This is a genomic window from Streptomyces sp. NPDC104814, from assembly GCF_055583185.1.
Genome location: NZ_JBVJOL010000003.1, coordinates 56,019 through 80,983 on the forward strand (window position 1 = coordinate 56,019; position 24,965 = coordinate 80,983).

The following is a 24,965-nucleotide window of genomic DNA, read 5'->3' on the forward strand; positions in this document are numbered from 1 at the left end:
GCCCGCTCAGGGCCGCGCGTACGCGCCGATGTCCTCGCCCAGCAGCTCCCGCAGCCGGGCCAGCGCCCGCACACACCGGGTCCGCACGGACGCCGAACTGGCGCCCAGCGCCGCGGCGGTCTCCTGGACGGACCGGTCCTCCCAGTAGCGCAGGACGACGACGGCACGGTCCTTGGCGGGCAGCCGCGCGAGCGCGTCGAGCAGCGTCAGCCGCAACGGCGTGTCGCCCGCGGCGTACGGCGTCTCCGGCAGCACGGCCGTCACCCGTTCCCCGCTGCTGCGCCGCCGCTGATGGGCGAGGAAGGCCCGGGTGAGCACGGTCTGGGCGTAGGCGGCCGGGTTGTCGGCGCGGCTGACGCGTCCCCAGCGCACGTAGATCCGCCCGAGCGTCTCCTGGACCAGGTCCTCGGCGAGGTGGGTGTCCCCGGCGGTGAACAGACACGCGGACCGGTACAGATGACCGGCCCGTACCGCCGCGAACTCCGCGTACTCCTCGGCGCGGGCCTGTCTCATCTGCTCCCCCTGGTCCTGGCGTCACTCGTGACGAGGCGTGTGCCGTGCCGGCGCCTCCACCTCATCGATGCGGTGGGGGACGGAAATGTTTCACCCCGTTTCCGGTTTCGTGTGGAGAACCTCGCGGGCCTGCTCCGCGGCGCGGGCGATGGCCTCGGAGACGAACTCGACGAAGCGGGCGATGTTCTCCAGTCGCGTGGCCGCGGGAGTGCCCCGGCCGAGGATGCCGACGCCCTGGCGGGCGGTGTCGGCGAGCTGGGCGGTGCCGCGGGCGCTGGCCATCATCGACTGGTAGAAGACGTCGTCGTCGACGACGTAACGCTCGCGGCGGCCCTCCCGGCGCTCGCGGCGGACGAGGCCCTGCTCCTCGAGGAACGCGACCGCCTTCGACACGGACGCCGGGCTGACCTGGAGGCCGCGGGCGAGTTCGGAGGCGGTGAGGCTGCCGGCGTCGGTGGTGTAGAGGCAGGTCAGCACGCGGGCCATCATCCTGGGCAGGCCCTGGGACATGAGGAGCGCCGTGAACATCTCCTCGTACGCGCGTACGGCCCCGGCGTCGCGGCCGTGGGTCACGGCAGGCGCCTGCGGCGCACGGGGCGGCGTCTGCCTGCGCCGGTGCGCGCGCTGCTCGGTCGCGCGGTGGGCCAGGTCGGCGCGGTAGGCGGTGGGTCCGCCGTTGCGCATCACCTCGCGGGTGACCGTCGAGGTCGGGCGGTCGAGGCGGCGGGCGATCTCCGCGTAGGCGAGACCGTCGGCCAGCCCCAACGCGATCCGCTGCCGTTCCTGCTGGGTGAGCCTGCCTCCCGGCATCGCGGCCTCCTTCGTGCTCCGGTGAGGGGCCCAGCGTAGCGTTCACCACCATCTCATTGCAACGGAATCTGACGGTCCGTTGCATTCTTGTCAGAACCGTTGCAACGAAATGACCACAGTGACCTGCATAAACCCGGGAAGCTGGCACTGAATCCGTTGCCGAAATCCTGAACGCAACGTAGCGTTTCCATCATCGGAAACAGCGAGTCCAAGGAGAGCACGATGCAGAAGTTCGACACCCCCGCCCCGGTCTCGGTCGTCCTCGACATCCCTGCCGGACGCATCCAGTTCATCGCCGCCGACCGGACCGACACGGTGGTCGAGGTGCTCCCCGCGAACGCCGCGAAGAGCCGCGACGTGAAGGCGGCGGAGGGCACCACCGTCGAATACGGCGACGGAGTGCTGCGGATCGCGGCCTCCCCGGCGCAGAACCGGATCCTCGGCCCGTCCGGGAACGTCGAGGTGACGGTCCGGCTGCCCGCCGGCTCCCGGGTCGAGGCCACGGCAGCCGCCGCCGACTTCCGGGGCGTCGGACGGCTCGGCGAGGTCGTCTTCGAGGGCGCGCAGGGCCCGGTCAAGCTCGACGAGGCCGCGAGCGCCCGCCTCGCCGTCGCCGCCGGCGACGTCTCGATCGGCCGGCTGAACGGCCCGGCGGAGATCGCCGTCCAGAAGGGAGGCATCCGTATCGCCGAGGCCGTACGCGGCACGGTCACCCTGCGCACGGAGTCCGGCGACATCACGGTCGACGCCGCCCGCGGCACCGCCGCCACCCTGGACGCCGGCACGGGCTACGGCCGGATCACCAACGCCCTGAAGAACACCGACGGCGCGGAGGCCACCGTGGACATCCACGCCACCACGGCGTACGGCGACATCACGGCACGCAGCCTGTGACAGGCGCACGCCCGAGCCCCGCCCGCGACGACGCGGACGGGGCTCGTGCGCGCAGCGACCTACGGCAGCGCGTGCACGTGCGCGCCCACCTGCGACGACCACGTGTTGCCCGCCGTCGCGTCCCAGTTGGTCGACCAGGTCATCGCACCCCGCAGGTCGGGGTACGTTTTCGACGGCTTGAAGGTGCCGCAGTTGGTCAGCTTCGTCAGGCAGTCCAGGGCGTTGTTCACCACGGTGGGGGAGACGTAGCCGCTGCCCGCCCCGCGGGTGGAGGCCGGGAGACCGAGGCCCACCTGGGAGGGTGACAGGCCGCCCTCGAGCTGGATGCAGGCCAGGGCCGTGAGGAAGTCGACCGTGCCCTGGCTGTAGACCTTGCCGTCGCAGCCGAGCATCGAACCGCTGTTGTAGTACTGCATGTTGACGACCGTGAGGATGTCCTTCACGTTCAGCGCCGTCTGGAAGTAGCCGGCGGACGTCGACTGCATGTCGATCGTCTGCGGGGCCATGGTGAGGATCAGGGACGGCCCGGCCTTCGCCGCGAGCGCCCGCAGCGCCTGCGTCATGTAGGTGGGGTTCAGTCCGTTCTCCAGGTCGATGTCCACGCCGTCGAAGCCGTACGTCTGCATCAGCGCGTACACGGAGTTGGCGAAGTTCGTCGCGGAGGCGGAGTCGCTGATCGACACCGTGCCGTTCTGGCCGCCGACCGAGACGATGACCTTCTTGCCGGCCGCCTGCTTGGCCCGGATGTCCGCCTTGAACTGGTCCACGGTGTAGCCGCCCAGGCCGGCGGAGTCCAGCGTGAAGCTCACGGCGCCCGGTGTGGTCGTCGCGTCCGCGAAGGCGACGGCGATGATGTCGTAGGCGGCGGGCACGTCCGACAGCTTCTGCACGGTCGCGCCGTTGTTGAAGTTCTGCCAGTACCCCGTCACCGCGTGCTTCGGCAGCCCCGTACCGCCTCCGCCTCCGCCGCCACCGGTGCCGGCGGTCGTCGCGGACACGGCCGCCGACTTCGCCGACTCACCGGCCGCGTTGGACGCCGTGACCTGGAAGGAGTACGACGTGGCGGCGGAGAGGCCGGAGACGGTGGCCGACGTGCCCGTCACCGACGCCGCCTTCGCGCCGTCGCGATAGACGGTGTAACTCGTCGCGCCCGACACGGCGTTCCAGGACAGGGAGACGGAGGAGGACGTCGTACCGGAGACGGACAGGCCGGCCGGGGCGGCGGGAACGGTCGGGGCCGGGCCGGAGCCTCCGCCACCGTCGGGGCCGTACACCTGCACGTCGTCGGCGTAGTACGCCGCCTGGCCGTACCAGCCGTGCAGATACAGCGTCACCGAGGTCGTCGAAGAACCCGTGGTGAACGTCGTCGTCAGCTGCTTCCACGTCGGCGAGTCCGGCGTCCAGGTCGAGACGTCGGTCGTACCCGTGCCCGTCACGCCCAGGTAGGCGTACCCGCCCTGGACCCACGCGCTCAGGCTGTACGTCGAGTTGGGCTTGACGGCGACGGTCTGGGCGCACCGGGCGTTGTCCTGCCCGGCGGGCGTGGCCTTCAGCGCGGCCGCACCGCTGTGCGCGGGCGAGGAGACGGTCGTCCCGCTGTTCGCGGAGCAGCTCCAGTTGCCGAGTCCGGCCTCGAAACCGGCGTTCTGGACGTTGTTGACGTCCGCTGCGGACGCCTGGCCCGCGCCGGCGAGACAGAGGGCGAGGGCGGCGGTGACGGCACCGGACCAGAGCCGGGCCGATCGGTTGTGTGGGGGCATGGACTTAAGTTGGTCCAGACCAATATGACTGTCAAGAGGTCCAGACCAAATCGGTGAAACGCGTGACTGATCGCGCAACCTGCCCCGTTTTGGCGTGACTTGTGCGACGGCAGTTCCCTCTCAGCTCCACAAACGCTGTTCTCCGGTCACAGAGGCGTGGTTACAGTGCTCACGTAGTCACGCAGTGAAGTCACGCCGGTGCGCTCACGTGACCGGTGGGACCGGCCGGTGTGGAGCGGGGACGTGAGGGGGGAGCTGCGCGTGCCAACTGCCGTCGCCGTGACCAGTGCCGAGCTGGCGCTGCCGGCGCAGGACGAGCGGACCCTGCCCGCCGCCGTCCTGCCGCACCTCGACCGGCAGCCGCTGGAGCAGGCGGTCCTGAGCCTGCACGCCCTCGTCGAACAGTACGGACATGTCGTCGTCGTGTACTCACGCGGCGCCCCGGCCGGCGTCGAGCAGCGGCTGCACACCGTCCGGTCCCTGCTCGAAAGCGACCGGATCGCGCTGTTCCGGCCGGAACTGCCGCCCCTCGGCGTCGCCGTCCTCGCCCGCCAGCTCCGCCAGCTCGCCTCCTGCGACCTCGCTCCCGGCGTCCTCGCCTCGGCCGGACGCCTGCTCACCCACTACCTCCACGCCGGCGCCCTGCTCGGCTCCGTCGCCCGCCTCGACCGCGTCCCCGTCGACCTCAAGGCACACGCCCGCTCCTGGCTGCCGGGCAGTCAGTTCGCCGTCCTCGCCCACCCCGAGCCGCAGCTGGTCCGGCTGGGGCCCGCGGCCGCCCTGAAGGGCCCGGAGTTCGCGACGCGCCTGGTGCACGCCAAGGGACAGCTCACCTCCGACTGGGTCACCGGCACCCTCGCCCCCGCCTGGAACGTCCAAGGCCTGCACGAGACGCCACTGCCCGCCGAGTCCGCCGCCTGGTGGGGCACCGGCAAACTCGTCGAGTTCTGCTCCTACCTGTCCGACCTGTCGGTGCTGTACCAGCTCGTCACCTCCGTACGGCAGAGCACCTGCCACTGGTGCGGCATCCACGTCATCGGGGACCGCTGCGTCTTCTGCTCCGCCGCGCCGCCGCCCGCCCACGACCTCCCGGTCCCCGCGGGCTGAGCCCGTGCGACCCTCCCCGCCACCCCCCTCGCCCACCATCCGATGAGGTTGCACGGTCCATGAACTCCCGTCAGCGCCGCGGCGTCATCCTCCTGCTCCTGTCGGTCCTGTGCGCCCTCGGCGCGTTCGCCGGCGTCCTCTCGGTCGTCGACGACGTGAAGTCCAAGGTCGGTCCCGAGGTCACCGCGTACGAGGTCAAGAGCGACGTGGCGCCCTACACCGCGCTCAGCCCCGGCCAGTTCACCCAGGTGCGGATGCCGAAGCGGTGGCTGTCGGACACCGCCGTCACCGACCTGTCCGCCCTGCGCGGCAAGATCGCCGTCACCACCCTGCGCGCGGGCTCCCTGCTGCAGCGCGACATGATCGTCGACCAGCCGGCCCTGCGGCCCGGGCAGCAGGAGGTCGCCATCATGATCGACGCGGCCACCGGGGTCGCCGGCCAGATCACCCCCGGCGCGTCCGTCAACGTCTACGCCACCTTCGAAGGACAGAAGCAGGGCGACCCGGACCAGTCCCGGGTCATCGTCACCGGCGCCAAGGTCCTCGACGTCGGCAAGCTGACCGCCCTCGAACCCGACGCCGACCGGCGCACCCGCGCCACCGAGGCCGTCCCCATCACCTTCGCGCTCTCCGCGCTCGACGCCCAGCGCATCACCTACGCCGAGTCGTTCGCCAAGCGGGTCCGCCTCGCCCTGGTGGCGCCCGGCGGCGACGCGAACGTGCCCCCGCAGGCCCGGACGTACGAACTCGCCAAGGACAAGTGAGAGGCCCGCATGCCCACGAGGATCCTCCCCGCGGTCGGCGACACCGACGCCGTCCGGTCCCTGACGACCCTGCTCAGCCAGCTGCCCGACGCCGAACCCGCCGCGCCCGTGGTCGACTCCACCCAGCTCGTCGACACCCTCGCCCGCCTCGCCGCCGAGTCCGTCGGCGAACTGCCCGAAGTCGTCGTCGTCCACGAACGCATCGGCCCCGTCCCCGCCCTGGAACTCATCCGCGAAGTCGCCCTGCGCTTCCCCTCGGTCGGCGTCATCCTGGTCACCACCGACGCCAGCCCCGTGCTCTTCTCCGCCGCCATGGACGCAGGAGCCCGCGGCCTGGTCGCGCTGCCCCTGTCCTACGAGGAGCTCGCCAGCCGCGTCCAGGCCGTCGCCCAGTGGTCGGTGGGCGTCCGGCGCCACCTCGGGCACGGCGGCGACGTGTTCACCGGCTCGGGCGGCACCGTCGTCACCGTCAGCGGGGCCAAGGGCGGTGTCGGCACCACCGTCACCGCAGTCCATCTCGCCCTCGCCGCGCAGGCCGCCGGGCGCGCCACCGCCCTGGTCGACCTGGACCTGCAGACCGGTGACATCGCCTCCTACCTCGACGTGCAGTTCCGCCGCTCCGTCGTCGACCTCGCCGCCATCACCGACATCACCCCGCGCGTCCTCGCCGACGCCGTCTTCAACCACGACACGGGACTGGCCCTGCTGCTCGCCCCGGCCGAGGGCGAACGCGCCGAGGACGTCACCGACCGCGCCGCCCGCCACCTCGTCAGCGCCCTGCGTTCCCGCTACGACGTCGTCGTGGTCGACTGCGGCGCACAACTGTCCGGCGCGGGGGCGACCGCCGTGGAGATGGCCGACACGGCCCTGCTGGTCACCACCCCCGACGTGGTCGCCGTCCGAGGCGCCAAGCGGGCCGTACGCCTGTGGGACCGGCTCCAGATCCGCAAGGCCGAGGAGACCACCGTCGTCGTCAACCGCCACACACGCGGTACCGAGATCCAGCCCGCCCTCATCCAGAAGATCACCGGCACCGCCCTCGCGGCCACCGCGGTCCCCGCCCACTTCAAGGAACTCCAGGCCGTCGTCGACGCCGGCCGGCTGCACGAGCTGGAGAACAAGTCGGCCGTGAAACAAGCGCTGTGGAGCCTCGCCGGCGAACTCGGCCTCGCCCGCCCGGCCGAGGGCGGACACCGGGCGGGCGGGCGCGGCGCGCTGGTGCTGCGCAGGCGGAGGGAGGGCGGGTGAAGCGCTGGAAGGACGGGGGACAGGTCACCGTCGAGTTCCTCGGCATGACCCCGCTGATCATCGTCACCCTGGTCGTGCTGTGGCAGTGCGTCCTCGTCGGCTACACGTTCAGCCTCGCCGGGAACGCCGCCGACGAGGCGGTGCGCGCGGGCACGGCGGCCGACCGGGGAGCGCGTGACGGGGCCTGCCGGCGGGCGGGCACGGACAAGCTGTCGGGCCCGTGGCGGGGCGCTGCGGAGGTCGGCTGCACCACGGCGGACGGCTATGTGAAGGCCCAGGTCTCCCTGGAGGTCCCCGTCCTCTTCCCGGGCGTGATCGGGTTCCCGCTGCGCGTCCACGGCACGGCGGGCGCGGTGGAGGAGGCGAAGGAATGACGCGGTACGTCGGTGGCGCCCGCGACCGGGGCCAGGTGGCGATCGAGTACCTCGGCTTCCTGCCGGTCCTCCTCCTCGTCGCCCTCGCCGGCATCCAGCTGGGCCTGATCGCCTACGCCGCCCAGCAGGCCGGCACCGCGGCCCGGGCGGGGGCGCGCAGCGCCTCGCTGGACGACGACTACCAGCGGGCCTGCCAGGACGCCGTCAGCGACGCCCTGGCAGACGGCACCAGCTGCGCGAAAGCCGACCTCGGCGAGGCCGTCCAGGTCACCGCCACCGTCCACATCCCCACCCTGGTCTGGGATTTCGGCAACGCCACCCGCACCGCGACCATGCCGCTCGACCACCGACCGAGGAGCACCTGAGATGAGCCTGCGGGCCCGCGTCAGCTCCCCCGAGGAGCACCGCAGCCGCGGCGAGGACGGCCACCTGGTCGCCTCCTACCGCGCCAAGCTGCTGGAGGAGATCGACCTCGCGGAGATGGGCGCGCTGGCCGCCGCCGACCGCCGGGCCCGCCTCGAACGCGTCCTCGGCCACATCATCAGCCGTGAGGGACCGGTCCTGTCCACGGTCGAACGCTCGCAGCTGATCCGCCGCGTGGTCGACGAGGCGCTCGGCCTCGGCATCCTCGAACCCCTCCTCGAGGACGCCTCCATCACGGAGATCATGGTCAACGGCCCCGACGCGATCTTCGTCGAGCGGGCCGGCCGCGTCGAACAGCTCCCGCTCCGCTTCGCCAGCGCCGACCAGCTGATGCAGACCATCGAGCGGATCGTCTCCACGGTCAACCGCCGCGTCGACGAGTCCAACCCGATGGTCGACGCCCGCCTCCCCTCCGGCGAACGCGTCAACGTCATCATCCCCCCGCTGTCCCTGACCGGCCCGACCCTCACCATCCGCCGCTTCCCGCGCTCCTTCACCCTGCACGAGCTGGTGGGCTTCGACTCCCTCGACGAGCACATGGTGTTCCTGCTGGCCGGCCTGGTGCAGGCCCGCTTCAACATCATCGTCTCCGGCGCCACCGGCACCGGGAAGACGACCCTGCTCAACGCGCTGTCCGGGCTGATCCCGGCGAACGAACGCATCATCACCATCGAGGACTCCGCCGAACTCCAGCTCCAGCAGTCCCACGTGATCCGCCTGGAGTCCCGCCCGCCCAACGTCGAGGGCAAGGGCCGCATCACCATCCGCGACCTCGTCCGCAACTCGCTGCGCATGCGGCCCGACCGGATCGTCGTCGGAGAGGTCCGCGGCGGAGAGTCCCTCGACATGCTCCAGGCCATGTCCACCGGTCACGACGGCTCCCTGGCCACCGTGCACGCCAACAGCGCCGAGGACGCCCTCACCCGGCTGCAGACCCTCGCCTCCATGTCCGACGTGGAGATCCCCTTCGCCGCCCTGCACGACCAGATCAACAGCGCCGTCGACGTCATCGTCCAGCTCACCCGCTTCCCCGACGGCGCCCGCCGCATCACAGAGATCGCCCTGCTCGACAGCCACGGCGGCGAGCCGTACCGGCTGGCCACCGCCGCCCGGTTCCAGGCCCAGCCGATGACCGGCGACGGCCGCGTGCACGGCACCTTCCAGTACTTCCCGCTGCCGCGCCGCACCGCCGACCGCCTCTACCTGGCCGGCCAGCCCATCCCCCAGGCCTACGGCGTCGCCCACAGCGCCGAACAGCTGGCCACCCGAGAGGCGAGGTAGCCCATGGACCTGAGCACACTGGTCTCGCTCACGACCGGCGTCACCCTGCTGACCTGCGTCCTCGCCGTCGTCGGCCTCCACCTGTACGCCCGCGGACGGGCCGAACGCGCCGCCCTCGTCGACCGCCTCACCCACACCGGCCGGCTCCCCGCAAGCGGCCGTACCCGCCACTTCCGGGGCCTGGACCGCCGCCTGCGCCGCACGAAACCCGGACGGAAGCTGGAGCTGCGGCTGGCCGCGACGGGTCTGGACGTGACCCCGGGCGAGTTCACCGCCGCGATGCTGGCGGCCGTCGCCGGTCTGTGGCTGCTGGGCCAGGCGGCCCTCGCGCCGTTCTTCGGTCCCCTCGCCGGTCTGCTCGGCGTCTGGGCGGCCCTGCAGTTCCTCACCTGGCAGCGGCAGAAACGCATCGAGAAGTTCATCAACCAGCTTCCCGAACTCGCCCGCATCCTGGCCAACGCCACCCAGGCCGGGCTCGCCCTGCGCACCGCGATCGGCATGGCGGCGGAGGAACTGGAGGCACCGGCCGGGGAGGAGCTGTCCAAGGTGGCCGACCAGCTGGCGGTGGGCGTGTCCTTGGACGACGCCCTGGGCGAACTCGCCGACCGCCTCCCCTCCCGCGAACTGGTCGTCCTCGTGACCACCCTCGTCCTGTCGAACCGGGCGGGCGGCCAGGTCGTCGGCGCCCTGCGCAACCTGACCGAGACGCTGGAGGAACGCAAGGAGACCCGGCGCGAGATCCGCACCCAGCTCTCCCAGGTCAGCATGACGTCGTACGCCGTCCCGGTCATGGGCATCGGCTCGCTGTTCCTCATGAACGGCGTCAAGGACGGTGCCCTGGACCGCATGACGGGCTCACCCGTCGGCCAGGCCTGCGTGATCATCGCGTTCGTGCTGTACGCGATCGGCTTCGTCCTCATCCGCCGTATGTCCCGCATCGACGTCTGAGGAGACACCGGCATGGCAATCGGACTTGCGCTGCTGATGGCGCTGAGCGTGGCGGGCATCTTCACCGGCATCCGCATGTACCGGGCGGAGGCCAAGCTCCCCGGCGACCTCGCCCTCGCCCTGGAGGTCGGCTCGACCCGCACCGGCGCGGTCGACTCCCTCATCGACCGCATGGGCATGCGGTACGCCCCTGCCGTACTGCGCCTGATGGGCCCCCGGCTCGTCGCGCGCTACCGCCGCAAGATCGACCTGGCCGGCAACCCCGGCGGCCTCACCCTGGACCGCTACGCGGCCCGCAGAGCCGTCTACGGCTTCCTCGGCGCCGTCGGCTTCCTGGTCTTCCTGCTGCGCGGCCAGTACCTGATCGCGCTCCTCCTGCTGGCGTTCGGCGCCTTCTGGACGGAGGTCGGCATCTGGGCGGCGATCCGCGTCCGCAAGGACGTCATCGAACGCACCCTGCCGGACTTCCTGGACGTCCTCGCCGTCGTCGTCAGCGCCGGCCTCGGCTTCCGCCAGGCCCTGGACCGGGTGGCGTCCCGCTACGAGGGCCCCTGGGCCGACGAGATCCGCATCACCCTGCGCCAGATGGACCTCGGCATGAGCCGCCGCGAGGCGTTCGCGGCACTGCGCCGCCGCAACGACTCCGAACAGGTCGCCATGTTCGTCACCGCCCTCCAACAGGGCGAGGAGCTGGGCGCGCCGATCGTCGACACGCTGGTCTCCCTCGCCAAGGACATGCGCCGCACCGACGCGCAGAACGCCCGGCGCAAGGCGGCACGGGCGGTCCCGCGGGCCACGCTCATGATCACGACGTTTATGGTCCCGGCGACGATGCTGCTGCTCGGAGCGGGCCTGCTGCTGGGCTCGGGCACCGACTTCGGGTCGATCACCGGGGATTAGAGGGGAGGGACGATGGCGCTGACGGAACACAGGAAGACGCACGTGGGGAAGGCCCCCCAGAGCGAGAAGGCCCCCACGCGGCCTTCCGCACCCACGCCCGCACCCGCAGCCGCGCCAGCGCCCGAACGCAACGCCCTGCAAGCCCTGTGCCGTCAGGTCTTCGGCTTCCGCCTGGCCATGATCGCCCTCGCCTCCCCCTCCGCTCTCCTCCACGCCGCCCCCGGCTGGGGCACCCGTCTGGTCGGCGCAGCGGTCGTCGTCACGTTCATGGCCTCCTACGCCCTCTTCCGCGACTGGGAACGCTTCGGCCCCCTCCTCCTGCGCCACCCCACCCTCCTCGCGGTCGACACCCTCTTCGGCTCGCTCCTGCTGATCTCCGCCGGCCCCGACACCACCCTCGCCTACGTCAGCGTCTGCACCCCCCTGCTCGCCGGCATCGTCTACAGCTGGCGCGGAGCGGCCTGCTTCGCCAGCCTTCAGTCGCTGATCCTGCTCCTGGTCCACGCCACGGCCCACGACCTGCACACCAACCCCGCCGAGGCGCTCCTGCTGCCCGGCCTGTGCGTGGTGACCGGGGCCCTCGGCTCCACCCTGCGCAACCTCCTCCTGCGCTTCGGTGCCGCGACACAGGCCCTCGCCCAGGCCCGCTCCCGGCTCGCCGCGCGCGAGGCGACGGACGCCGAACGGGCGCGCCTCGCCCGCGAGATGCACGACTCGGTGGCCAAGACCCTGCACGGTGTCGCGCTGGCCGCGGACGGCCTCGCGGCCTCGGCGAGCCGGCCGCACACGGACCCGGTGGTCGTCGCACAGCAGGCGGAGCTGATCGCACGCGCCGCCCGCAGGGCCGCCACGGAGACCCGCGCGCTGCTGAGGGACCTGCGCAGTGGGGTGGCCGCGGACACGGACCTGATCGGCGAACTGGACGCGCGCGTGCGCGACTTCACCAGCCGCACGGGCATTCCCGTGGAGTGCCGGGCCACCGCGCCGCCCCGACCGCCGGCGCTGCCGCCCGCGACGACGCACCACCTCCTGAAAATCTGCGACGAGGCGCTGGAGAACGCCCACCGCCACGCGAGTCCCGGCCGGATCGAGGTCCGCACGGATGTGTGCGAGGACCGCCTCCGCATGACCATCAGCGACGACGGGCCCGGCCTCCCCGCGGGCACGGCTCTCGAACACCTCCGCACCGCAGGCCACTTCGGCCTCCTGGGCATGGCCGAACGCGCCACCTCCATCGGAGCCAGCCTCGCCATCGGCCAAGGCGACCGGGCCCGGGGTACCCGCATCAGCGTGGAGGTCCCCCTGCACCCGACAGCCGGAGAAGCCTGATGTCACCGCCCGAGACGGCAGCCCTGCGCGTCCTGATCGCGGACGACAACCCGGTCGTCCGGGCCGGCCTGACCGCACTGCTGTCCGGCCACGAGGACATCACGGTCGTGGCGGAGGCGTCCGACGGCCGCCAGGCCCAGGACGCGGCACACCGGCACCGGCCCGACGTGATCCTGCTGGACGTCCACATGCCCGGCGTCGACGGCCTGACGGCCCTCCCGCACCTCACCCCGCTCGCCCCGGTCCTCATGCTCACCTACAGCGGCGAACCGGAGACCACGCTGGAAGCGCTGCGCAGGGGAGCGGCGGGATATCTGGTCCACGGCGAGTTCACGGTGGACCAGCTCCTGACGGCGGTACGGGACGCGAGCCGGGGCCGCCCACATGTGTCTCCGACGGCCACGGAGGCGCTGCTGGGGCATCTGCGGGGTGACGGCGCAAGTGCGACTGCACACGGCAACGCGGCGAACGTGGCGCAGAATCGCGGCACTTATTCCTCTACCCCTTCACAATTGCAACTCGATGTGGGACAGTCGACGCCGTTGGGTGCTCAACTCAGCGCGCGGGAAGCGGAGATCATGGACCTCATCGCCACGGGCCTGACGAACCAGCAGATCGCCGCGGCCTGCTTCATCAGCGAGAAGACGGTCAAGAACCACATCAACCGCATCTTCGCCAAGCTCCACAGCACCAGCCGCGCGGAGGCGACGGCCAAGTGGCTGGGCACGGCCCCCCGGGAGCAGAGGTGAACGCCTGGGCCCGCTTTTGGGCCCACGGACCCTCGGCCGACGCCCCGTCACGCCCCTACGCTCCCGGTGCCGACAGAGGGGAGCACCATGAGCAACTGGATCAACCGCACCGCCCGCGACGACAGGGGCCAGACGGCGGTGGAGTATCTGGGCATCATCGCGGTCGTGGTCGCCATCGTGTTGGCGATCACGGGCACGGACATCGGCAACACCATCTATACCGCCATCACGGACAAGATCAACGAGGTCATCGGCGGCTGATGCCCCGCCGGCCGTACGGCGACGCAGGGCAGGCCTTTCCTGTCTACATCACGGTGATAGCGGGCCTGCTTCTGCTTGCGTTCGCGTATCTTGCGGTCGGCCAGGCCGCGGCCAGGAGGAGCGACGCCCAGACCGCGGCGGATGCGGCGGCTCTCGCAGCGGCCCAGGACACCAGGGACCAGCTGGTCGACCTGTGGGTGGAGAAGCTGCGCGATCCGACCACCTGGCCGGCCATCCTCGACGGAGACGTTCACACCGCCGACTCCTGCTCACGCGCATACGAACTCGCCGCACAGAACGACGCCTCCGTCGGCCTGTGCACGCCCGTAGAGCCACTGGGCTACGAAGTCGACGTCAAGACCGACAAACCCGTGGGCGACTCCGTCGTCCCTGGCACGGAGAACCGGTACGCGGTGGCTTCCGCAAGGGCCGCGGTCGAGCCGCTCTGCATCTTCAAGGCTGCGCAGAAGGACACCGTGAAGGGGGCGCTTCCTCACCTCATGTGCAAGGACCGCGACTGGGACATCGACCCCGAGGATCCGGAGGGTCTCCCGGAACCGAAGGACCTCTTCGACGTCCACCTGGTGTCGAACGAGTAGCGAACGACGAGTGGAGAAGGAAGCGGAGCGATGAGCATGCGCAGGGGGATGGCCGCACTGGCCGTGGCGGTCGGGCTGGCAGTCGGTGTGTCCGCCTGTGGCGGGGGAGGCGACGACAAGCCGAAGCCGAAGTCGTCAGCGTCTGCTTCGCAGAACGGCGACTCGAAGCCAACCGCTCAGGAGGGCCAGTCGGACGCCCCCATGGCCGAGATGAAGGGCCCGAACGGCCTGCTGCTCCAAGTCACCTCGGCCCAGCGGGACGCGGGCGGATTCGTCACCGTGAACGGGAACCTGAAGAACGACGGTGCCCAGCGTGTGACCGTCCCCGCCGGCGTGCGAGGGGACGAGACGGAGATCGTGCGACACGGCATGTCCCTCGGCGGCGCGACCTTGGTGGACAGCAAGGAGAAGAAGCGGTACTACGTGCTGCGTGACACCGACGGAAGGCCGCTCACCACCACCGGCTTCTCCTCGCTCAAGCCCGGGGAGACACTTGCCTTCTTCATTCAATTCCCCGCTCCACCGGCCGGCACCACAGAAGTGACCTTCCAACTGCCCATGTTCGCCAGTGGCGCGATCCAGATCTCGGGCTGAGGCACCCCCATGACTCTCACCCGGACCCTCTCCCTCACTGCCGCCGTCCTCCTTCTCACCGTGACCACGGCCTACGCCGACGGCGGGCCGAGCGTGCCGCCCGGTGCCGAGGCCACTGCCGCCGCCCCTGTGCAGGTGGACCCGCGCGACCCCGACCTCAAGCTGCCCGAAGGGGCCACGCTGGCCGCGCCCAAGGTGCTGGACATCAAGTCCGTCGTCGAGGACCAGTCGGGAGACGAGCGCCGTGAGGACACCAACGCGGATGTGAAGTTCGCCCTGCAGGCCGAGGTGCTGTTCGGCAAGGACAGCGCCAAGCTCGGCCCGGACGCGCGGGCGCGCATCGCCGCCATCGCCGGGGAGATCAAGAAGCAGCACGCCACCCGCATCCGCGTCTTCGGCTTCACCGACAACCTCGGCTCCGCCGCCCACGGCGACGTCCTGTCCCGGCAGCGCGCCAACGCCGTACAGGAAGCCCTGGACACAGACCTGAACGACCCGGGCGTCACCTTCGAGGTCAGGGGATACGGCGAGGACTACCCGATCGCCTCGAACGCCACGGAGGAGGGCCGCCGCAAGAACCGCCGCGTCGAGGTCAGTTTCCCGCGCTCGGAAAGCTGACCCGCACCCCCACCCGCACCCCCCACCGGGCCATCGCGCCCGCCTCCGCCTCCAGCACGTGCCGCGCCCGCAGCCGGGGCCTGCCCAGCCGCCCCGGCCGCATGGTGCGCACGGCGACGACGCGCAGGCGCCGGTCGAGGTAGGCGACGTCGATGGGCATCCGCATCCGGAAGGTGTGGACACTGTTCGCGGGGGAGAGCAGCATCGCCCCGTCCAGGGCGGTGCGCCCCAGCAACCCCTTCGTGCGGGCGCGATAGGAGGCCGCGATCTCCAGCGGTACCCGGACCGCCCCCGCGCCCTCGCCGACCGTCAGTACGCCCCGCCCGTCCCGCAGCTCCCGCCGCAGTCCCATGGCGCCCTCCCCGTAAAGCAGTTGTCCCCCCGGCCACCCCAGGATAAGAACCTTCCATGACTGCACTCGGCGTCGTCTTTCGTCCTCAGCTTCCGCCCGAGCGGTTGCGCGCCGTGGCCGGGGTCGCCGATGCGTGCGGGCTGGAGGAGTTGTGGTTGTGGGAGGACTGCTTCCTGGAGGGCGGGGTGTCCACGGCCGCGGCCGCGCTGGCCTGGACCGAGCGGGTGCGGGTCGGGATGGGACTGCTGCCCGTCCCGCTGCGCAACGTCGCCGTCACGGCCATGGAGGCCGCCGCGCTGGAGCGCATGTTCCCCGGCCGCTCGATCCTCACCGTCGGACACGGTGTGCAGGACTGGATGGCGCAGGTCGGGGCGCGCGCCGCGTCGCCGGTGACGCTGCTCGGCGAGTATCTGCGGGCCCTGCGCGCCCTGCTGGCCGGTGAGCGGCTGAGCACCGAGGGACGCTATGTCCGTCTCGACGACGTCGCGCTCGACTGGCCGCCGCCGGCGCCCGTGCCGGTGCTCGCCGGAGTCACCGGGCCGCGTTCCCTGCGGCTGTCCGGCGAGGCCGCCGACGGCACGCTGCTGACGATGAACAACTCGCCCGACGCCGTGCGGCGGGCGCGCCGCATCGTCGACGAGGGGCGTGCGGCGGCCGGGCGGCTCGGCGACCCGCACCGGATCGTCGTCTACCTCCTCGCCGCCACCGGAGCGGACGCCCGGGCCCGGCTGCGGGCCGAACTCGTGGCCGAGGGCGTCGCCGACGTCCCCGGTCTGGGGGTCGCCGGGGACGCCGTGACCGTCGCCGAGGCCGTCCGGGAGTTCGCCGCGGCCGACGCCGACACCGTCGTACTGCAGCCGACGGCGGACGAGCCCGACCCGGAGGGGTTCGTCCGGTTCGCCGCCGAACAGGTGAAGCCCCTGCTGGTCTGAAGGCGGCCGCCGGGGCCGCTCATCCCGCCGTGCCGTCCCCCGTCGCGCCGTCGATCAGCTCCCGCACGATGTCCATGTGGCCGGCGTGCCGTGCCGTCTCCTCGATCATGTGGACCAGCACCCAGCGCAGGGACACCTCGCGGTCCTTGTGCCACTCCGGGTGGCCCACCGCGTCCAGCGGCAGTTCGGTGATCGTGCGGTCGGCGGCGGTGCGGGCGCGGCCGTAGAAGGCGACGATCTGTTCCGCCGTCTCGTCGTCGGAGGCGTACATGTCCTCGTCCGAGTACGGGTCGAACCACAGCGGTTCCACCTCGCGGCCGAACGTGCCGACGAACCAGCCGTACTCCACCGAGGCCAGGTGTTTGACCAGCCCGAGCAGATTGGTGCCGGTGGGTGTCATGGGGCGGCGCAGCCGCTCCTCGTCCAGTCCCCGCAGCTTGCCGAGCACCGCGTCCCGGTGCCGGTCCAGGCTCGCCCGGAGTGTCTCCTTCTCGCCGCCCGCGTAGGGCATGCCCGCGTCCGCGTCACTCACCTCGTCGTTCGCCATGCCGCCGAAATTAGCAGCGGCCACTGACAACGCCCTGCGATCATCGCCCGTATGAACGCACACCCGCACGGCCGTACCTTCGAAGACCTCGTCTCCGAGGCGGTCGCCGCGCCCACCGAGGGCTGGGACTTCTCCTGGTTCGAGGGGCGGGCCACCGAGGCACGGCCGTCCTGGGGGTACGCCACGTCGATGGCCGAGCGGCTCGGCTCGGCCACCGCCGTCCTCGACCTGCAGACCGGGGGAGGGGAAGTGCTCGACTTCGCCCTCGGGCGCGCGGCCGGCGCCCCCGCCCTCGTCGTCGCCACCGAGGGCTGGCCGCCGAACGTGGCCAAGGCGACCGCGCTGCTGCGGCCGCGCGGCGTCGCGGTGGTCGCCTCGCCGGACGAGGCGCCGCTGCCGTTCTCCGACGCCGCCTTCGACCTCGTCGTGAGCCGGCACCCGGTGCGGCCGCACTGGGCGGAGATCGCCCGCGTCCTGGAGCCCGGCGGCACGTACTTCGCGCAGCACGTCGGTCCGAGCAGCGTCTTCGAACTCGTCGAGTACTTCCTCGGGCCGCAGTCCCGGGAGATGCGCGGCGCCCGGGACCCGCGGAGCGAGCGCGCCGACGCGGAGGCGGCGGGGCTGGAGGTCGTGGACCTGCGGGCCGAGCGGCTGCGGATGGAGTTCCACGACATCGGGGCCGTGGTGCACTTCCTGCGGAAGGTGGTCTGGATGGTCCCCGGTTTCACCGTGGAGGCGTACGAGCCGCAGCTGCGCGCGCTGCACGAGCGGATCCAGGCCGAGGGGCCCTTCGTCGCGCACAGCAGCCGGCACCTCTTCGACGCGCGCAAGGCGAGTCACTGACGTCACTTGCCTCACACGGTTTCCACATCGTTATCGCGAGCGGCTCGCCTTCACCCGGCTGCCTCACATAGGTTCAGACCAAGGCGATTCGCGTGAGCAAAGCTGCGCGGGCGGTACCGCGCAGTGGAGGGGGCTGCGCGGTACCGGCGCCGTCAAGGACGCGGACCCGTCAACGATGCGGACCCTTCAACGATGCGGACCCTTCAAGGGCGCTGACCCGTAAATGGCGCTGACCCGGCAAGGGCGCCTGACCCGTCAAGGACGCTGACGCGCCGGGTCGCCCATCGGAGGGACGGCCGCAGGCATGTTCCCCCTCACCCCGAAAACCGCGCCCACCACGCCTTCTTCCCCCAGCGGGCTGTCGCCGGCCGGATTCGGAGAGTAGTTGTGGCACGCCGATGCACACACCTGCCCTTACGAAGGGTTATGGTGGAAACCCCCCCCTCGGGCCGGTCCGTCTCCCCCCCACGGACCGGCCCGTTTTCTTTTCCCCTCCGCGCCCGCTCCAGCAGGGCGCCCGGGGGCGCCGCCGCAGCCGCCGTACGCCGGACACCCGTTGGCGGCCACCCGGGCCGGCGGGGGTAGGCTTCGCCATCGGGGACCGCCATACGGACAGGTGCCGCGCCCGGCCGAGCCCGGCGCGCATGTCCGATCCGCACCGGAGGGGCTGACAATCACGTGAACCTGCGCGACAAGCTGCGCGGCCTGCTCGTCAAGCTGTACGCGCGGCGGGTGGAAGGCCACCTGGACCACGCTCAGGTGCCCAAGCACATCGGCGTCATCATGGACGGCAACCGGCGCTGGGCGAAGGCCGCGGGCTCGACCACCGAGCAGGGACACCAGGCCGGGGCCGACAAGATCGAGGAGTTCCTCGGCTGGTGCAGCGAGACCGACGTCGAGGTCGTCACCCTCTGGCTGCTGTCCACGGACAACCTCAGCCGCCCGGAGGACGAGCTGCGCCCGCTGCTCGGCATCATCGAGGGCGTCGTGCGCACCCTCGCCGCCGACGGCCGCTGGCGCGTGCACCACGTCGGCACCCCCGACATCCTCCCGGCCGGCATGCAGCGCACCCTGAAGGAGGCCGAGGAGTCCACCGCGCACGTCGAGGGGATAGTGGTCAACGTCGCCATCGGCTACGGCGGCCGCCAGGAGATCGCCGACGCCGTGCGCTCCATGCTGTTCGACGCCCACGAGCGGGGCATGGCGATGGACGACCTCGCCGAGCAGGTCGACGTCGACATGATCGGCCGTCACCTGTACACCAGCGCCCAGCCCGACCCCGACCTCGTCATCCGCACCAGCGGAGAGCAGCGGCTGTCCGGTTTCATGCTGTGGCAGACCGCGCACTCGGAGTACTACTTCTGCGAGGTCTTCTGGCCGGCCTTCCGCAAGGTCGACTTCCTGCGTGCCCTGCGCGACTACGCGGCCCGCCACCGCCGTTACGGCGGCTGACACGGCGGCACGCCGCCGTCCCCCCGGGGAGAAATCCCCGTGTACCCCGTTTCGCGCGGAAGTAACACGGAGTTCACCGCTGCGCCGCCCTGCCCTGTGGCATGGCGGCGCATTTTCGAGGGCATAAGGCAAGCAGGTCGACACCCGAACCACGGGCGTCGTATCTCAGCGGACGGCACGGGGCCGTCCGCCCGGGAGGCCCTTTGCACCAGCCCGACCGTGCGGCCACCGCGCGGAAGCAGCCGCGGAGGGCCGGTTCACGGCCCGCCGCATGCGAGGGCGAGCCACCGGCCCAGCTCCACTTCGTCGCTCCCCGACCTCATCCGAGGGGGTACGTCCTTCCGTGGTGACCAGCACAAAGCGCCCCAAGCCAGACCGGCGCACCTACGTTCTCGACACCAGCGTCCTGCTGGCCGACCCGAACGCCTTGAGCCGCTTCGACGAGCACGAGGTCGTGCTCCCCATCGTCGTGGTCACGGAGCTGGAGGCCAAGCGGCACCATCCCGAACTCGGGTATTTCGCCCGGCAGGCCCTGCGTCTGCTCGACGACCTCCGGGTACGGCACGGCCGCCTCGATGCCCCCATTCCGACCGGGGACCTCGGCGGGACCGTACGGGTCGAGCTCAACCACTCGGACCCCAGCGTGCTGCCCAGTGGCTACCGGCTGGGGGACAACGACTCCCGCATCCTCGCGGTCGCACGCAACCTCCAGGCGGAGGGGTTCGACGTCACCGTCGTCTCGAAGGACCTCCCGCTCAGGATCAAGGCGTCCTCGGTGGGTCTGCTCGCCGAGGAGTACCGGGCCGAACTGGCCATCACGGAGAACTCCGGCTGGACCGGGATGAGCGAACTCACCCTGCCGGCCGAACAGGTGGACATCCTCTTCGAGGAAGGACACCTGTACGTCCCGCAGGCGGCCGACCTGCCCGTGCACACGGGGCTGACCATCCACTCCGAGCGCGGCAAGGCCCTCGGCCGTGTCACGCCGGACGGCAACGTCCGCCTGGTGCGCGGCGACCGGGAGGCGTTCGGCATCAAGGGCCGCAGCGCCGAGCAGCGCATCGCGCTGGACCTGCTGCTCGACCCGGACGTCGGGATCGTGTCCATGGGCGGCCGGGCCGGCACCGGCAAGTCGGCGCTCGCCCTGTGCGCCGGTCTGGAGGCGGTCCTGGAACGCCGCCAGCACCAGAAGGTGATGGTCTTCCGCCCGCTGTACGCGGTCGGCGGCCAGGAGCTGGGCTATCTGCCCGGCTCCGAGGCGGAGAAGATGAGCCCGTGGGCGCAGGCCGTCTTCGACACGCTCTCGGCGGTCACCTCGCGCGAGGTCATCGAGGAGGTCACCGCGCGCGGGATGCTGGAGGTCCTGCCGCTCACCCACATCCGCGGCCGCTCGCTGCACGACGCGTTCGTCATCGTCGACGAGGCCCAGTCGCTCGAACGCAACGTCCTGCTGACCGTGTTGTCCCGGATCGGGGCGAATTCCCGGGTCGTTCTGACCCATGACGTGGCCCAGCGGGACAATCTGCGCGTCGGGCGCTACGACGGTGTCGTCGCCGTCGTGGAAAAGCTGAAGGGGCATCCGCTCTTCGCGCACGTCACGCTCAACCGGTCCGAGAGGTCCCAGATCGCGGCGCTTGTGACCGAAATGCTGGAGGACAGCAGCATCTGATCCGGAATTCCCGGAGGTTGGCGCCGTCCCGCAAAGGTGGAGAGCCTAGCGGGGCGGCGCCGCCGTATGTGGGAGTTCGATGAAATCCCCGGGCTCAAACGGGATGTGAGCTTTCACACGCGACTCGGAATTGCGGTGCGGCGCCGGGTTACGGCTAGAGTCTCACTCCTGTCAGGCCCCGCATACGACACACTTGTACCCCCAGCGGTACGGCACCACAGCAGGAACCCAACTCCATAGCAGCCGTCGTATGCCGCCCGAGCACCACGCGGCGCTCCCCAGCAGGGAGTTGCCCACCGGGCCCGCGCCTCCCGTGACCCCGCAGTTGGGGAGGCCAGTGTTCAGGGGCACGATTGCGTCCGCCAGGGTCACCGAAGCGGGCGATGCTGGAAGGAAACCGTGTGAGCCGGATTTCGGTCCGGGGATTCGCAGTGGCCTCCGCCACCGCGGTCACCGCTGTCGGAAGCGTCGTCGGCGTTGCCTCGGGCAGCACCGCGCAGCCCAACGACGCCGAGGCGACGGCATCCGAGGTCACGCTCCTCGCGGACATACCCGCGGGTCAGCAGGCCCAGGTGCAGACCGCGTCCCTCGCGCAGCAGGCCGACGCACAGGCCATCGCCGCGGACGCGAGCGCCAAGAAGACCGCCGAGGAAGCGGCCCGCAAGGCGGCCGCCGAGACCGCGATCGCGAAGAAGGAAGCCGCCGAGAAGGCGGCCAAGGAAGCCAAGGAGCGCGAGGAGGCCAAGAAGGCCGCCAGCCGCAGCGCCGTCCGGGACGCCTCCACCTTCGCCGTCCAGAGCTCCTACACGGTCTCGCAGATCCAGGCGATGGCGCGTCAGATGGTCGGCGGCGGCCAGTTCCAGTGCTTCAGCAACATCGTGGACCACGAGTCCAGCTGGAACTACCAGGCCGTCAACGCCTCCTCCGGCGCCTACGGTCTCTTCCAGGCTCTGCCCGGCTCCAAGATGTCCTCCGTCGGCGCCGACTGGCAGACCAATCCGGCCACCCAGATCAAGTGGGGCCTGAACTACATGAACAGCCGGTACGGCAGCCCGTGCGACGCCTGGTCGTTCTGGCAGGCCAACCACTGGTACTAGGTCCGCCCGGCCCGGTACACCCTTTCGCTCAACCTCGCGCAGCCCCTCCCCGTCCTAGGGGGAGGGGCTTTCGCCCTGTACGGTCGTACGCGACGGCTCCGGGGGGAGTGGTGAGGGCAGACGGGGGAAGAGGACGGATCATGTCGCGAGTGCCAGGGTGGCTCGGCCGGCTCGGCGCCGGACTGACCGGAATAAGCGAGCGGCTCGACGAGCGCCGCGCCGAGTTCGAGCGGGAGGACGACGACCACGAACCGGTCGCGCCCGCCGAGCACGTGCCCCCGCCCCCCGACTACGCGCCCACGGTCCCGGCCCGCCCGGACCCCGCGCAGGCCGTCCCCTGGGGCGTCCGCGTCGCGGCCGAGGCCGGCTGGCGGCTGCTGATCCTGGCCGGCACGCTGTGGGTGCTGATGCGGGTCATCAGCGCCGTCCAGCTCGTCGTCCTCGCCTTCGTCACCGCGCTGCTCATCACCGCGCTGCTCCAGCCGTCGGTGGCGCGGCTGACCCGTATGGGCGTGCCGCGCGGCCTCGCCACGGCGATGACGGCGATCTTCGGCTTCGTCGTGATGGGGCTGATCGGCTGGTTCGTGAGCTGGCAGGTCATGGAGAACATCGACAACCTCTCCAGCCAGATCCAGGACGGCATCGACGAGCTGCGCAAATGGCTGCTCAACAGCCCGTTCCACGTCACCGACAAGCAGATCAACCAGATCGCGAAGAACCTGCGCGAGGCGATCGGCGCCAACACCGACCAGATCACCTCGGCCGGGCTTGAGGGCGTACAGGTCGTCGTGGAGGCCCTCACCGGCATCCTGCTGACCGTCTTCTCCACGCTCTTCCTGCTGTACGACGGCCGCCGCATCTGGGAATGGACCATGAAGCTGGTCCCGGCCGCCGCCCGCCCGGGCGTGGCCGGCGCCGGCCCGCGCGCCTGGCGCACCCTCACCGCGTACGTGCGCGGCACGGTGATCGTCGCGCTCATCGACGCGATCTTCATCGGCCTCGGCATCTACTTCCTCAATGTGCCGATGGCCGTGCCGCTCGCGGTGTTCATCTTCCTGTTCGCCTTCATCCCGCTCGTCGGCGCGGTCGTCTCGGGCGCGCTCGCGGTCGTGGTGGCGCTCGTGACGCAGGGCGTGTTCACGGCCGTGATGGTCCTGGTCGTGGTGCTCGCCGTGCAGCAGATCGAGGGGCACATCCTGCAGCCGTTCATCCTCGGCCGGGCCGTGCGGGTGCATCCGCTCGCGGTGGTGCTGTCGGTGGCGGCCGGCGGCATGATCGCCGGGATCGGCGGCGCGGTGGTGGCGGTGCCGCTCGTGGCGGTGACCAACTCGGTCGCCGGCTATCTGCGGGCGTACTCCCACGAGGCGGCGACCCGGCACACGCCGCGGCCGCGCGGCGCGACGGCGTCGGACGTGGCGGCGGCGAAGGCGGCCGCCGCGGAGCCGGCCGCCACGCCGGAGCCCGCAAGCGAGACGCCGCCGGCCTGAACCCCGGCCCGCGGCGCGGCGCGCTCGGCCGGCGACGGCGCTCGGCCCGAGGCTCGCGGCGGCGCTTGGCCGGAGGCTCACGGCGGCGCTCGGCCCGAGGCTCGCGGCCCGCGCTCGGTTTGAGCCGTACGTTCGGTGGGTCCCACGCAGACGAAGGCCCCGCCCACCCGATGGTGGACGGGGCCTTCGCGGCAGGCGCTGGCCCGGGCCCTACTCGGCCAGGACCGCCTCCGCCTCCAGCGTCACGCCGACGGCCTGGACGACCGAGGCGATCTTGAAGGCCTCCTGGACGACCTCGCGCTCGACGCCGGCCTTGCGCAGCACCTGCTCGTGCGAGTCCAGGCACATGCCGCAGCCGTTGATCGCGGAGACCGCGAAGGACCACAGCTCGAAGTCGGTCTTGTCGACACCGGGGTTGCCGATGACGTTCATCCGCAGGCCCGCGCGCAGGTTGCCGTACTCGTGGTCCGACAGCAGGTGGCGGGTGCGGTAGAAGACGTTGTTCATCGCCATGACGGCCGCGGCCGCCTTCGCGGCCTGGTACGCCTCAGGCGTCAGGTTCGCCTTCGCCTCCGGCTCCAGCTCGCGCAGCACGATCGGGGAGCGCGAGGCGATCGCGGTCGCCAGCACCGTGCCCCACAGCTGCTGCGCGGGCAGGTCGGAGTTGCCGATGACCGAGCCCAGGTTGAGCTTCAGGTCCTTGGCATAGTCCGGGACGCGGGACTTCAGGGAGTCGAGGGACATGCCTCACTCACCAGCCAGCAGCTTGACCGGGTCCAGGGTCTCGTCGCCCTTGCTCCAGTTGCACGGGCACAGCTCGTCGGTCTGCAGGGCGTCCAGGACCCGCAGGACCTCCTTCGGGTTCCGGCCGACGGAACCCGCGGTCACCATGGTGAACTGGATCTCGTTGTTCGGGTCGACGACGAACACGGCGCGCTGCGCGAAGCCGTCCTCGCCCTCGATGCCGAGCTCGCGCATCAGCTCGTGCTTGGAGTCCGCCATCATCGGGAACGGCAGGTCCGTCAGGTCCGGGTGGTCCTTGCGCCAGGCGTGGTGGACGAACTCGGAGTCACCGGAGAAGCCGAGGATCTGCGCGTCGCGGTCGGCGAACTCGTCGTTCAGCTTGCCGAAAGCGGCGATCTCGGTCGGGCACACGAAGGTGAAGTCCTTGGGCCACGCAAAGACGACCTTCCACTTGCCCTCGTAGGTCTTGTGGTTGATCGTGTCGAACTCCTTGCCCTTCTCCAGCGAGACGCAGGCGGTCAGTTCGAACTCGGGGAACTTGTCACCGACAGTGAGCACACGCTCTCCTTGCAGCGAAGAAACACCCCTTTTGAGGGTGTTTCCCATGGGTTGGACGCTGTTGATGTTGGCACACCGTGCATTGATTACGGAAATAGCTACACTCGGTCGA

At 71.2% G+C, this 24,965-nt stretch carries 28 protein-coding genes; 21 read left to right on the forward strand and 7 right to left on the reverse strand.

Going from position 1 to position 24,965, the window contains the following annotated elements; genetic code table 11:
* Positions 1–6 precede the first annotated feature (6 nt).
* Positions 7–513 (reverse strand): SigE family RNA polymerase sigma factor, encoded by a 507-nt coding sequence (locus ACZ64A_RS13335; protein ID WP_469810265.1) that lies wholly within the window; start codon positions 511–513, stop codon positions 7–9.
* A 90-nt stretch (positions 514–603) separates the two neighbouring features.
* Positions 604–1,323 carry a helix-turn-helix domain-containing protein gene (locus ACZ64A_RS13340; RefSeq protein WP_469810266.1) on the reverse strand — a complete coding sequence of 240 codons (720 nt, stop codon included), beginning with the start codon at positions 1,321–1,323 and terminating at the stop codon, positions 604–606.
* A 222-nt stretch (positions 1,324–1,545) separates the two neighbouring features.
* Between ACZ64A_RS13340 and ACZ64A_RS13345 the strand changes: the two genes are divergently transcribed.
* Positions 1,546–2,217 (forward strand): DUF4097 family beta strand repeat-containing protein, encoded by a 672-nt coding sequence (locus ACZ64A_RS13345; protein WP_469810267.1) that lies wholly within the window; start codon positions 1,546–1,548, stop codon positions 2,215–2,217.
* A 59-nt stretch (positions 2,218–2,276) separates the two neighbouring features.
* Here ACZ64A_RS13345 and ACZ64A_RS13350 read toward each other — a convergent pair whose 3' ends face one another.
* Positions 2,277–3,977 (reverse strand): chitinase, encoded by a 1,701-nt coding sequence (locus ACZ64A_RS13350; RefSeq protein WP_469810268.1) that lies wholly within the window; start codon positions 3,975–3,977, stop codon positions 2,277–2,279.
* Between the two features lie 261 nt (positions 3,978–4,238).
* On the opposite strand from ACZ64A_RS13350, the gene ACZ64A_RS13355 reads away from it, so the two are divergent.
* From ACZ64A_RS13355 to ACZ64A_RS13420, 14 genes are all read left to right on the forward strand, one after another.
* Positions 4,239–5,084, forward strand: a complete 846-nt coding sequence (locus tag ACZ64A_RS13355; protein WP_469810269.1) for a hypothetical protein — start codon at positions 4,239–4,241, stop codon at positions 5,082–5,084.
* Between the two features lie 59 nt (positions 5,085–5,143).
* Positions 5,144–5,848 (forward strand): Flp pilus assembly protein CpaB, encoded by a 705-nt coding sequence (gene cpaB, locus ACZ64A_RS13360; RefSeq protein ID WP_469810270.1) that lies wholly within the window; start codon positions 5,144–5,146, stop codon positions 5,846–5,848.
* Between the two features lie 9 nt (positions 5,849–5,857).
* Positions 5,858–7,096 (forward strand): AAA family ATPase, encoded by a 1,239-nt coding sequence (locus ACZ64A_RS13365; RefSeq protein WP_469810272.1) that lies wholly within the window; start codon positions 5,858–5,860, stop codon positions 7,094–7,096.
* A 44-nt stretch (positions 7,097–7,140) separates the two neighbouring features.
* Positions 7,141–7,470 (forward strand): pilus assembly protein, encoded by a 330-nt coding sequence (locus ACZ64A_RS13370; protein ID WP_469810809.1) that lies wholly within the window; start codon positions 7,141–7,143, stop codon positions 7,468–7,470.
* Positions 7,467–7,835: a TadE/TadG family type IV pilus assembly protein gene (locus ACZ64A_RS13375; RefSeq protein WP_469810273.1), complete on the forward strand. Its 369-nt coding sequence runs from the start codon at positions 7,467–7,469 to the stop codon at positions 7,833–7,835. The genes ACZ64A_RS13370 and ACZ64A_RS13375 overlap by 4 nt, the downstream gene beginning before the upstream one ends.
* 1 nt (position 7,836) lies before the next feature.
* The gene (locus ACZ64A_RS13380) at positions 7,837–9,174 is read left to right on the forward strand and encodes a CpaF family protein (protein ID WP_469810274.1); all 1,338 of its coding nucleotides are present in this window, start codon (positions 7,837–7,839) and stop codon (positions 9,172–9,174) included.
* Positions 9,175–9,177: 3 nt separating this feature from the next.
* Entirely contained in the window at positions 9,178–10,122 is a 945-nt protein-coding gene (locus tag ACZ64A_RS13385; RefSeq protein ID WP_469810275.1) for a type II secretion system F family protein, read from the forward strand.
* A gap of 12 nt (positions 10,123–10,134) precedes the next feature.
* Positions 10,135–11,022 carry a DUF5936 domain-containing protein gene (locus tag ACZ64A_RS13390; RefSeq protein WP_469810276.1) on the forward strand — a complete coding sequence of 296 codons (888 nt, stop codon included), beginning with the start codon at positions 10,135–10,137 and terminating at the stop codon, positions 11,020–11,022.
* 42 nt (positions 11,023–11,064) lie between these two features.
* Positions 11,065–12,351 (forward strand): sensor histidine kinase, encoded by a 1,287-nt coding sequence (locus tag ACZ64A_RS13395; RefSeq protein ID WP_469810278.1) that lies wholly within the window; start codon positions 11,065–11,067, stop codon positions 12,349–12,351.
* Entirely contained in the window at positions 12,351–13,100 is a 750-nt protein-coding gene (locus ACZ64A_RS13400) for a response regulator (protein WP_469810279.1), read from the forward strand. The genes ACZ64A_RS13395 and ACZ64A_RS13400 overlap by 1 nt, the downstream gene beginning before the upstream one ends.
* 87 nt (positions 13,101–13,187) lie before the next feature.
* Positions 13,188–13,361, forward strand: coding sequence for a Flp family type IVb pilin (locus ACZ64A_RS13405; RefSeq protein WP_469810281.1), 174 nt, complete (start codon positions 13,188–13,190; stop codon positions 13,359–13,361).
* Complete coding sequence (locus tag ACZ64A_RS13410; protein WP_469810282.1) at positions 13,361–13,960, forward strand: pilus assembly protein TadG-related protein; 600 nt, start codon at positions 13,361–13,363, stop codon at positions 13,958–13,960. Before ACZ64A_RS13405 ends, ACZ64A_RS13410 begins: the two co-directional genes overlap by 1 nt.
* Positions 13,961–13,990: 30 nt before the next feature.
* Positions 13,991–14,554, forward strand: coding sequence for a hypothetical protein (locus ACZ64A_RS13415; protein ID WP_469810283.1), 564 nt, complete (start codon positions 13,991–13,993; stop codon positions 14,552–14,554).
* A gap of 9 nt (positions 14,555–14,563) precedes the next feature.
* Positions 14,564–15,172: an OmpA family protein gene (locus ACZ64A_RS13420; protein WP_469810284.1), complete on the forward strand. Its 609-nt coding sequence runs from the start codon at positions 14,564–14,566 to the stop codon at positions 15,170–15,172.
* Here the strand turns inward: ACZ64A_RS13420 and ACZ64A_RS13425 are convergent.
* Positions 15,147–15,524 (reverse strand): DUF192 domain-containing protein, encoded by a 378-nt coding sequence (locus ACZ64A_RS13425; RefSeq protein WP_469810286.1) that lies wholly within the window; start codon positions 15,522–15,524, stop codon positions 15,147–15,149. The two genes, ACZ64A_RS13420 and ACZ64A_RS13425, sit on opposite strands and share 26 nt — an antisense overlap.
* A 56-nt stretch (positions 15,525–15,580) precedes the next feature.
* On the opposite strand from ACZ64A_RS13425, the gene ACZ64A_RS13430 reads away from it, so the two are divergent.
* Positions 15,581–16,456, forward strand: a complete 876-nt coding sequence (locus ACZ64A_RS13430) for an LLM class flavin-dependent oxidoreductase (RefSeq protein WP_469810287.1) — start codon at positions 15,581–15,583, stop codon at positions 16,454–16,456.
* Positions 16,457–16,475: 19 nt separating this feature from the next.
* Here ACZ64A_RS13430 and ACZ64A_RS13435 read toward each other — a convergent pair whose 3' ends face one another.
* Positions 16,476–17,003 (reverse strand): DinB family protein, encoded by a 528-nt coding sequence (locus ACZ64A_RS13435; protein ID WP_469810288.1) that lies wholly within the window; start codon positions 17,001–17,003, stop codon positions 16,476–16,478.
* Positions 17,004–17,054: 51 nt separating this feature from the next.
* On the opposite strand from ACZ64A_RS13435, the gene ACZ64A_RS13440 reads away from it, so the two are divergent.
* The 5 genes from ACZ64A_RS13440 to ACZ64A_RS13460 all read left to right on the forward strand — a co-directional run bounded on the left by ACZ64A_RS13440 (position 17,055) and on the right by ACZ64A_RS13460 (position 23,551).
* On the forward strand, positions 17,055–17,846 hold the full coding sequence (locus tag ACZ64A_RS13440) for a class I SAM-dependent methyltransferase (RefSeq protein WP_469810289.1): 792 nt from the start codon (positions 17,055–17,057) through the stop codon (positions 17,844–17,846).
* 678 nt (positions 17,847–18,524) lie between these two features.
* On the forward strand, positions 18,525–19,298 hold the full coding sequence (locus tag ACZ64A_RS13445) for an isoprenyl transferase (RefSeq protein ID WP_469810290.1): 774 nt from the start codon (positions 18,525–18,527) through the stop codon (positions 19,296–19,298).
* 343 nt (positions 19,299–19,641) lie between these two features.
* Positions 19,642–20,967 carry a PhoH family protein gene (locus tag ACZ64A_RS13450; protein ID WP_469810291.1) on the forward strand — a complete coding sequence of 442 codons (1,326 nt, stop codon included), beginning with the start codon at positions 19,642–19,644 and terminating at the stop codon, positions 20,965–20,967.
* A gap of 383 nt (positions 20,968–21,350) precedes the next feature.
* Entirely contained in the window at positions 21,351–22,064 is a 714-nt protein-coding gene (locus tag ACZ64A_RS13455) for an aggregation-promoting factor C-terminal-like domain-containing protein (RefSeq protein WP_469810292.1), read from the forward strand.
* A gap of 140 nt (positions 22,065–22,204) precedes the next feature.
* Positions 22,205–23,551, forward strand: coding sequence for an AI-2E family transporter (locus ACZ64A_RS13460; protein WP_469810293.1), 1,347 nt, complete (start codon positions 22,205–22,207; stop codon positions 23,549–23,551).
* 210 nt (positions 23,552–23,761) lie between these two features.
* On the opposite strand, the gene ACZ64A_RS13465 is transcribed toward ACZ64A_RS13460, so the two are convergent.
* Together ACZ64A_RS13465 and ACZ64A_RS13470 are read right to left on the reverse strand one after the other, a co-directional pair.
* Positions 23,762–24,295: an alkyl hydroperoxide reductase gene (locus tag ACZ64A_RS13465; RefSeq protein ID WP_469810294.1), complete on the reverse strand. Its 534-nt coding sequence runs from the start codon at positions 24,293–24,295 to the stop codon at positions 23,762–23,764.
* A gap of 3 nt (positions 24,296–24,298) precedes the next feature.
* Entirely contained in the window at positions 24,299–24,853 is a 555-nt protein-coding gene (locus ACZ64A_RS13470; RefSeq protein ID WP_469810296.1) for a peroxiredoxin, read from the reverse strand.
* Between the last annotated feature and the right edge of the window lie 112 nt (positions 24,854–24,965).